The organism is Azoarcus sp. L1K30 (assembly GCF_018122735.1).
Taxonomy (GTDB): Bacteria; Pseudomonadota; Gammaproteobacteria; order Burkholderiales; family Rhodocyclaceae; genus Parazoarcus.
This window is the reverse complement of the sequence record NZ_JAGRRD010000001.1, coordinates 401790-408852: the sequence shown is the minus strand read 5'-3', so window position 1 is coordinate 408852 and position 7063 is coordinate 401790. Positions and strand designations below refer to the sequence as shown.

Annotated in this window: 6 protein-coding genes and 3 tRNA genes; 1 reads left to right on the top strand and 8 read right to left on the bottom strand. The window is 61.3% G+C overall.

The genetic code is table 11. The features are described 5' to 3' along the window. Positions 1-230 precede the first annotated feature (230 nt). From J5J83_RS01875 to J5J83_RS01860, 4 genes are all read right to left on the bottom strand, one after another. On the bottom strand, positions 231-1871 hold the full coding sequence (locus J5J83_RS01875) for a methyl-accepting chemotaxis protein (RefSeq protein WP_212344596.1): 1641 nt from the start codon (positions 1869-1871) through the stop codon (positions 231-233). Positions 1872-2106: 235 nt separating this feature from the next. Beyond that, positions 2107-2182: transfer RNA gene (locus J5J83_RS01870), tRNA-His, on the bottom strand. A 65-nt stretch (positions 2183-2247) separates the two neighbouring features. Further along, positions 2248-2324, bottom strand: a tRNA-Arg gene (locus tag J5J83_RS01865). A 24-nt stretch (positions 2325-2348) separates the two neighbouring features. Continuing rightward, positions 2349-2425: transfer RNA gene (locus tag J5J83_RS01860), tRNA-Pro, on the bottom strand. 175 nt (positions 2426-2600) lie between these two features. Here J5J83_RS01860 and dksA point away from each other — a divergent pair. Beyond that, a complete protein-coding gene (dksA, locus tag J5J83_RS01855; protein ID WP_212344594.1) occupies positions 2601-3026 on the top strand; it encodes an RNA polymerase-binding protein DksA in 426 nt (141 codons plus the stop codon). Between the two features lie 99 nt (positions 3027-3125). Here the strand turns inward: dksA and pnp are convergent, their stop codons facing one another. The 4 genes from pnp to rbfA form a co-directional block, all read right to left on the bottom strand. Next, positions 3126-5228 (bottom strand): polyribonucleotide nucleotidyltransferase, encoded by a 2103-nt coding sequence (gene pnp, locus J5J83_RS01850; RefSeq protein ID WP_212344592.1) that lies wholly within the window; start codon positions 5226-5228, stop codon positions 3126-3128. Positions 5229-5394: 166 nt separating this feature from the next. Further along, on the bottom strand, positions 5395-5664 hold the full coding sequence (rpsO, locus tag J5J83_RS01845; RefSeq protein WP_108948674.1) for a 30S ribosomal protein S15: 270 nt from the start codon (positions 5662-5664) through the stop codon (positions 5395-5397). A 78-nt stretch (positions 5665-5742) separates the two neighbouring features. Continuing rightward, entirely contained in the window at positions 5743-6657 is a 915-nt protein-coding gene (truB, locus tag J5J83_RS01840) for a tRNA pseudouridine(55) synthase TruB (RefSeq protein ID WP_212352724.1), read from the bottom strand. A 21-nt stretch (positions 6658-6678) separates the two neighbouring features. Then, positions 6679-7062, bottom strand: a complete 384-nt coding sequence (gene rbfA, locus J5J83_RS01835) for a 30S ribosome-binding factor RbfA (protein WP_212344590.1) — start codon at positions 7060-7062, stop codon at positions 6679-6681. Between the last annotated feature and the right edge of the window lies 1 nt (position 7063).

Sequence of the window (7063 nt, the reverse complement as noted above, 5' to 3'; positions counted from 1 at the left end):
CGCGAATTGACCCATCCCCCTCCCAGCCTCCCCCTTGAAGGGGGAGGAGGCCATCAACGACCGCAATCGCCACCTACGATAAGTACCATCAAGAGCGCATCACTACACTAGCACATCGCAGGCGGCGCCTCCGCAGACTGCCTGCGCACGACAACATCCGAAAGAGAACGGCCTCCTGATGACGGAGGCCGTTCTCTTGCTGCGCGCATCGCGGCCGACCGCGCCCCGTATCAGCCCAGCCTGAATCGGCTCACCGAAGAATGCAGGCCGGACGAGAGCTTCTGCATGTGACGCGCCGCGTCCGCCGTATGTTGCACCGCCCGGGAGGCCTCCTCCGACATCTGCGCAATATGCTCGATATTGCGGGCAATCTCGCTCGAGACCGTACCCTGCTCGCGGATCGAGTCTGAGATGCTATTGACGACCTCCATCACGCGCAGCGCCCCGTCCCGAATTCCGGTAATCGATTCACCGGCCTGACCCGCCAGCGCCACCCCGACGCTCGCCTGCTTGACGCCGGCCTCCATGCTGGTCACCGCATTGCGCGTACCGGTCTGTATCTTGCCGACCATGTCTGCGATTTCGGTCGTGGAGAGGCTGGTACGTTCTGCCAGTTTGCGCACCTCATCGGCCACCACGGCAAAGCCGCGCCCCTGCTCGCCGGCCCGTGCCGCCTCGATGGCGGCGTTCAACGCCAGCAGGTTGGTCTGATCCGCAATCTCGCGGATGGTGTTCACGATCGAGGTAATCTGGTTCGAATGTTCACCCAGGTCCTGAATGATGGCCGACGAGGACTCCACCGCATCCGAGATCTTGCGCATCTCGGCCGCCGCATTCTGGATGACCCCGGTCCCCTTCTCCGACAGATCGCTCGAACTCACCGTGATCGTATGCGCTTCATTGGCGTTTTCCGCCACCTGCCCGATGCTGACGGTCATCTCCTCCACCGCGGCGGCCATTGCCGATGCTGCTTCGCTTTGCTGGCTGGACTGCGATGCAACGTCCTCGGAGGCCTTGAGCAATTGCACCGAGGCGGCCGCAAGCTGCTCCGCGCCGCGCACGATCTCGTCGATCATGTTGCGCAAGGTGTCCTGCATCGATTTCATCCCTGCGAGCACGCTCGTCGTATCGCCCGGCGCACAGATTACTTGACTGGTCAGGTCGCCAGCGGCAATCCTGCGCGTGATCTCCGAGGCGTAGGACGGATCGCCACCGAGCGTACGCAGCAGATTGCGCCCGACGAGCGTGAGCGACACGGCGATGAAGCCACCGATGCCCAGCCCCCACACGAGAAACCATGTGGCGTTCCGCCAGAAGATCTCATCGACATCATCGATATAGATGCCGCTGCCGATGACCCACTTCCAGTCGTCCGTTCCCTTCACGTAGGAGAGCTTCGGAACGGCTTCGTCCGAACCGGGCTTCGGCCACAGGTAGTCGACGAAGCCACCGCCCTGGTTTTTCACCACTTTGATGAACTCGACGAAGAAATACTTGCCGTTTCTGTCCTTGAGCTGGTCCAGCTTCTTGGTCTCGAGCGCCGCACTGATCGGATGCATGAGCATGTTGTCGTCGAGATCGTTGATCCAGAAGTACTCCACCTTGTTGTAACGCATGGCGCGTACCGCCTCCATCGCAGCCTTCTTAGCCGCGGCAACATCGAGTTTTCCTTCGCGCGCGAGCTGCTCGAAGTGGCTCACCGTCGCATGCGCCACCTCGACCACGTTGCGCACCTTTTCCCGACGGTCGCTCATCAACTGCTCGCGCTCGTTGATCAACAGGATCGTGAAAAGAACGCACAGACCGACGACGGTGGCGACAGTAAGCGCAATCAGGCGATTACGCAGGGACATGGATCGATCGCTGTTCATGAAGATTCTCCGCAGATTTACGACACCCGGAATTGGTCTTGCGCGCATCCTTGGGCTTGGCCGGTTCACCCGGCTATCGGCATCCGCGCCGGGATCTTGAGCCCGGACATCCGAAATGAAAGAAATCGGCGCCATCATTCGCCAGGGATCCGCCGTCGCAGTGGGAAGCGGCGCCGCAGAAAGCAAAAACCGCCCTTGCGGACGGTTATTGCCGGACTTGACGTCCAGTGTAGCTTGGGGCGACATACCGGTTTCGAACCGGTGACCTTTGGAGCCACAATCCAATGCTCTACCAACTGAGCTAATGCCGCCGCCATCAGGACCCTGTCGAAGACAAGGCCCGGAAACCTTTACTGCTCAATCCAGAAGACTTCTCTGGCCTGCCCGGCAGGAATCGAACCTGCAACCCCCGGCTTAGAAGGCCGGTGCTCTATCCAGTTGAGCTACGGGCAGATCCCGCGGGCATCGGGGTGAAGCTGGTCGGGGTGGTGGGATTCGAACTCACGACCCTCTGCTCCCAAAGCAGATGCGCTACCAGGCTGCGCTACACCCCGAGAGCCGCGCACTTTACAGACACTTTTCCGGAACGTCAAACGTTTTTCTCAATCACGTGAAAAATGGCGTCGCGCGCCACTTTCGGGCGCATGCCCCCGGTCTTGTCCGCCCCCGAAATTTCTGCTATTTAAATGCACCTCTGATCATTCCCGTCTTGATAAGGCACTCTCCGTCATGGCCGACGAACTCCTCCACAAGCAGTTTCCTGCCTATACGCCAGTACCGGGCGAAGACTACATGAGCGAAAATCAGACCGCGTACTTTCGCGGCATTCTGACCGTGCTCAGAGACGAACTGTCCGAAGACATCGAACGCACGGTTCATTCGCTGCAGGACGAGACCACGGTCTTCGCCGACCCCAACGATCGTGCCAGCCAGGAAACCGATCTCTCGCTCGAACTACGCAACCGCGACCGCGAGCGCAGGCTGATCAAGAAGATCAATCAGGCCCTGCAGCGCATCGAGGACGGCGAGTATGGGTACTGTGACAGCTGCGGGGTCGAAATCGGTCTGAAGCGCCTGGAAGCGCGCCCTACGGCCACACTGTGCATCGACTGCAAGACCCTGGAAGAGATCCGCGAGCGCCAGGTCGCACGCTAGCCATCGCCGGGGTCGCCGCGCACCATCGCATACGGCGGCGCGAATACGAAAAAAGGGACGCCGAGGCGTCCCTTTTTGCTGTCCGGTACGGTCGGCCGGTCAGTTCGTGGCAGCCTGCTCGAGCAGCGCCTTCATGCTCAGGCGGATCTTGCCGCGCTCGTCGGTCTCGAGGACCTTGACGCGCACCGCCTGACCTTCCTTGACGTAGTCGGCGACGTTATTCACGCGCTCATTGGCGATCTGCGACACATGCAGCAGGCCGTCACGGCCCGGCATGATGTTCACGATCGCGCCGAAGTCGAGCAGACGCACCACCGTGCCGTCGTACACCTTGCCGACCTCGACTTCGGCCGTGATCGCCTCGATCTTGGCCTTGGCCGCCTGAGCGCCCTCGTTGCTCACGCACGAGATGGTCACATTGCCGTCGTCCTGGATCTCGATCACCGCACCGGTCTCTTCCTGCAGCGCACGGATCACCGCACCGCCCTTGCCGATCACGTCGCGGATCTTCTCCGGGTTGATCTTGATGTTGATCATGCGAGGCGCGAACTCGGACACTTCGACGCGTGCGGTATCGAGCGACTGCTTCATCAGACCGAGGATGTGCATGCGGCCTTCACCGGCTTGCGACAGTGCAACCTTCATGATCTCCTTGGTGATGCCCTGGATCTTGATGTCCATCTGCAACGCGGTGATACCGTTCTCGGTACCGGCCACCTTGAAGTCCATGTCGCCAAGATGATCCTCGTCGCCGAGGATGTCGGTCAGCACCGCAAAGCGGTTGCCGTCCTTGATCAGGCCCATCGCAATACCTGCCACGTGAGCGGTCATCGGCACGCCAGCGTCCATCAGCGCGAGCGAACCGCCGCAAACGGAGGCCATCGAGCTCGAACCGTTCGACTCGGTGATTTCCGACACCAGACGCACAGTGTAGCTGAAATCTTCCGCCTTCGGCAGCGCGGCGATCAGCGCGCGCTTGGCCAGGCGACCATGACCGACTTCACGACGCTTGGTGACGCCGAAACGGCCCGTCTCGCCGGTGCAGAACGGCGGGAAGTTGTAATGCAGCATGAAGTTTTCGCGGTATTCGCCGGCGATCGCATCGATGATCTGCTCGTCGCGTCCGGTACCGAGCGTGGCCACCACCAGCGCCTGGGTTTCGCCACGGGTAAACAGCGCCGAGCCATGCGCGCGCGGCAGCACACCGGTACGGATCTCGATCGGGCGAACCGTGCGCGTGTCACGACCGTCGATACGCGGCTCGCCATTGAGGATGCGGCTGCGGACGATGCCGGATTCGAGATTGAAGAAGATGTCCTTCACTTCGTTGAGCGACGGCGGCACTTCGACGCCCTCGGTCAGCGCAGCAACCGTAGATTTGAAGATCTCGTTGATACGCGCGCTGCGCGCCTGCTTGCTGGTGATATTGAACGCTGCCTCGAGATCGGCCTTGGCCAACCCTTCGACTCGCGAGATCAGCGACTCGTTGGCGGCCGGCGCCTGCCACTCCCACTCCGGCTTCCCGGCAACTTCAACCAGCTCGTTGATGGCGCGGATGGCATGCTGCATCTGCTCGTGGCCGTAGACCACGGCACCCAGCATCACTTCTTCGGACAGTTCGCGCGCCTCGGACTCGACCATCAGTACCGCGGATTCGGTACCGGCCACCACCAGGTTGAGTGCGCTCGTCTTGAGCTGCTCGGTGGTGGGGTTGAGCAGGTACTGGCCATCGGCATAACCGACGCGTGCGGCACCGATCGGACCACTGAAAGGCACGCCGGAAATCGCCAGCGCGGCAGACGCCGCGATCATGGCCGGAATGTCGGCATCGATTTCGGGATTCAGCGACAGCACCAGTGCGATGACCTGCACTTCGTTGTTGAAGCCCTCGGGAAACAGGGGGCGGATCGGGCGGTCGATCAGGCGCGAGGTCAGCGTTTCCTTCTCGGTCGGACGGCCTTCACGCTTGAAGAAGCCGCCGGGGATGCGACCCGCCGCGTAGAACTTCTCGACATAATCGACGGTCAGCGGAAAAAAGTCCTGACCGGGCTTGGCTTCCTTGGCCGCCACGACGGTGGCCAGCACCATGGTGTCGTCCATATTGACGATGACCGCACCGCCGGCCTGGCGAGCAATCTCGCCGGTTTCGAGGGTGACGGTATGCGCGCCATAGGCGAAGGTTTTCTTGATGGAAGTAGGCAAGGGAAATTCCTTTAGTCAATAGATGCAGCGAACAACAACTGCAGGAACAGCCCCGAAACCGTCATGCTGAAAGTAACAAAGCCGGAGCGACCCTTTGGGGTCACCCCGGCTTTTGCTTGCTCAGGCAGCCGTTTCGGGCGCTGTCGGGCTGATCACGAGCAGCGACTTACTTGCGCAGGCCCAGACGCTCGATCAGGCTACGATAGCTCTCGGCATTGCGGCCTTTCAGGTAGTCGAGCAGCTTGCGGCGCTGGCTGACCATCTTCAGCAGACCACGACGGGAGTGATGATCCTTCGCGTGTTCCTTGAAGTGGCCGGTCAGGCCATTGATACGGGCGGTCAGCAGGGCGACCTGGACTTCCGGCGAACCGGTATCGCCCGGAGCGCGCTGGTAATCGGAGACGACTTGCGCCTTGGTTGCAATATCGAGAGACATGTGCGTGTTTACTCTTTTCGTTCGGCCAATCAGAAGCGGCGGATTATACCCATTGCCGCACCAAAAATTCAATCAAAATCACGTACTTTGATTCGCCTCACCGGTGGCGATGAGGCGTTTCGCCCACAATTTTCCGTCTGCCTTCCACTCGGCAAGGCCGAGAAAGGCGTCCGGACCGTAGATCCGGGCAAAACCTGCACCCTGCTCCGCGAGGCTCAACGGCCGCCCCTGGAGCATGAACGACGCCTGCTGCGCATCGAGATCGATACGCGGAAAAGCACCGACCAGCGCGTCGGCAGGCGCCAGCAATGCATCCCTGGCGTCTGCGTCAGTTTGTTCGAGCAGCGCAAGCGCAACCGCGTCGGCAATACCGAACGCGCCGATGCGCGTGCGGCGCAAGGCACAGAGATGTGCCCCGCAGCCCAGCGCAGCGCCGATATCCATCGCCAGCGAGCGGATATAGGTGCCCTTGCTGCAATCGACACGGATGATGAAGCTGCCGCCATCGAACGACACCAGCTCGAGTGACGAAATCGTCACCCGCCGGGCCTTGCGCTCCACTTCGATGCCGGCTCGTGCATATTCATACAGGGGCTTGCCATCGCGCTTGAGCGCCGAATACATCGGCGGCACCTGTTCGATCTCGCCAACGAAGCCATCGAGCACCGTCCGCAGACGAGCCTCGGTGACGTCGACAGCGTGCGTCGCCACCACCTGGCCTTCAGCATCGCCGGTGTCGGTGCTGACGCCGAGGCGGACACCCGCTTCGTACGTCTTGTCGGCATCGAGCAGCATCTGCGAGAACTTGGTCGCCTCACCGAAGGTCAGCGGCAGCAAGCCGCTCGCCATCGGGTCGAGCGTGCCGGTATGCCCGGCCTTGACCGCATTGAGCAGACGGCGGGCCGTCTGCAATGCGGCGTTCGAACTCAGGCCCTGCGGCTTGTCGAGCAACAATACGCCGTCAACCTGACGGCGAATGATCTTGCGTTGAATGCGTTTCACCACCACTCGCGATCAGTCTTCCTGCTCGTCCCGATTGCGCGCTTCGTCTTCGCGCACCGTCCGGTCGATGAGCTGGGACATGCGACTGCCCTCTTCCACCGACTGGTCGTACTCGAAATGCAGTTCGGGAATGGTATGGATGCGAATCCTGCGCCCCAGCTCACGCCGCAGGAAACCACTGGCCCGACGCAGCCCCTGAAGAATCTCCGGCACGCTCTCCTTACCCATCATCGAGGTGAAGAAGACCTTTGCATGCGCGTAGTCGGGCGTGATCTCGACGTCGGTCAGGGTGATGAATCCGACGCGCGGATCCTTCACCTCCAGCCTGATCAGTTCTGCCAGCTCGCGGCGGATCTGCTCCACCACGCGCTGGCTGCGGGAATATTCCTTAGGCATC

Coding starts and splice junctions, on each gene's coding strand:
- dksA (WP_212344594.1), top strand. CDS start 2,601: ATGGCCGACGAACTCCTCCACAAGCAGTTTCCTGCCTATACGCCAGTA.
- rbfA (WP_212344590.1), bottom strand. CDS start 7,062: ATGCCTAAGGAATATTCCCGCAGCCAGCGCGTGGTGGAGCAGATCCGC.
- J5J83_RS01875 (WP_212344596.1), bottom strand. CDS start 1,871: ATGAACAGCGATCGATCCATGTCCCTGCGTAATCGCCTGATTGCGCTT.
- rpsO (WP_108948674.1), bottom strand. CDS start 5,664: ATGTCTCTCGATATTGCAACCAAGGCGCAAGTCGTCTCCGATTACCAG.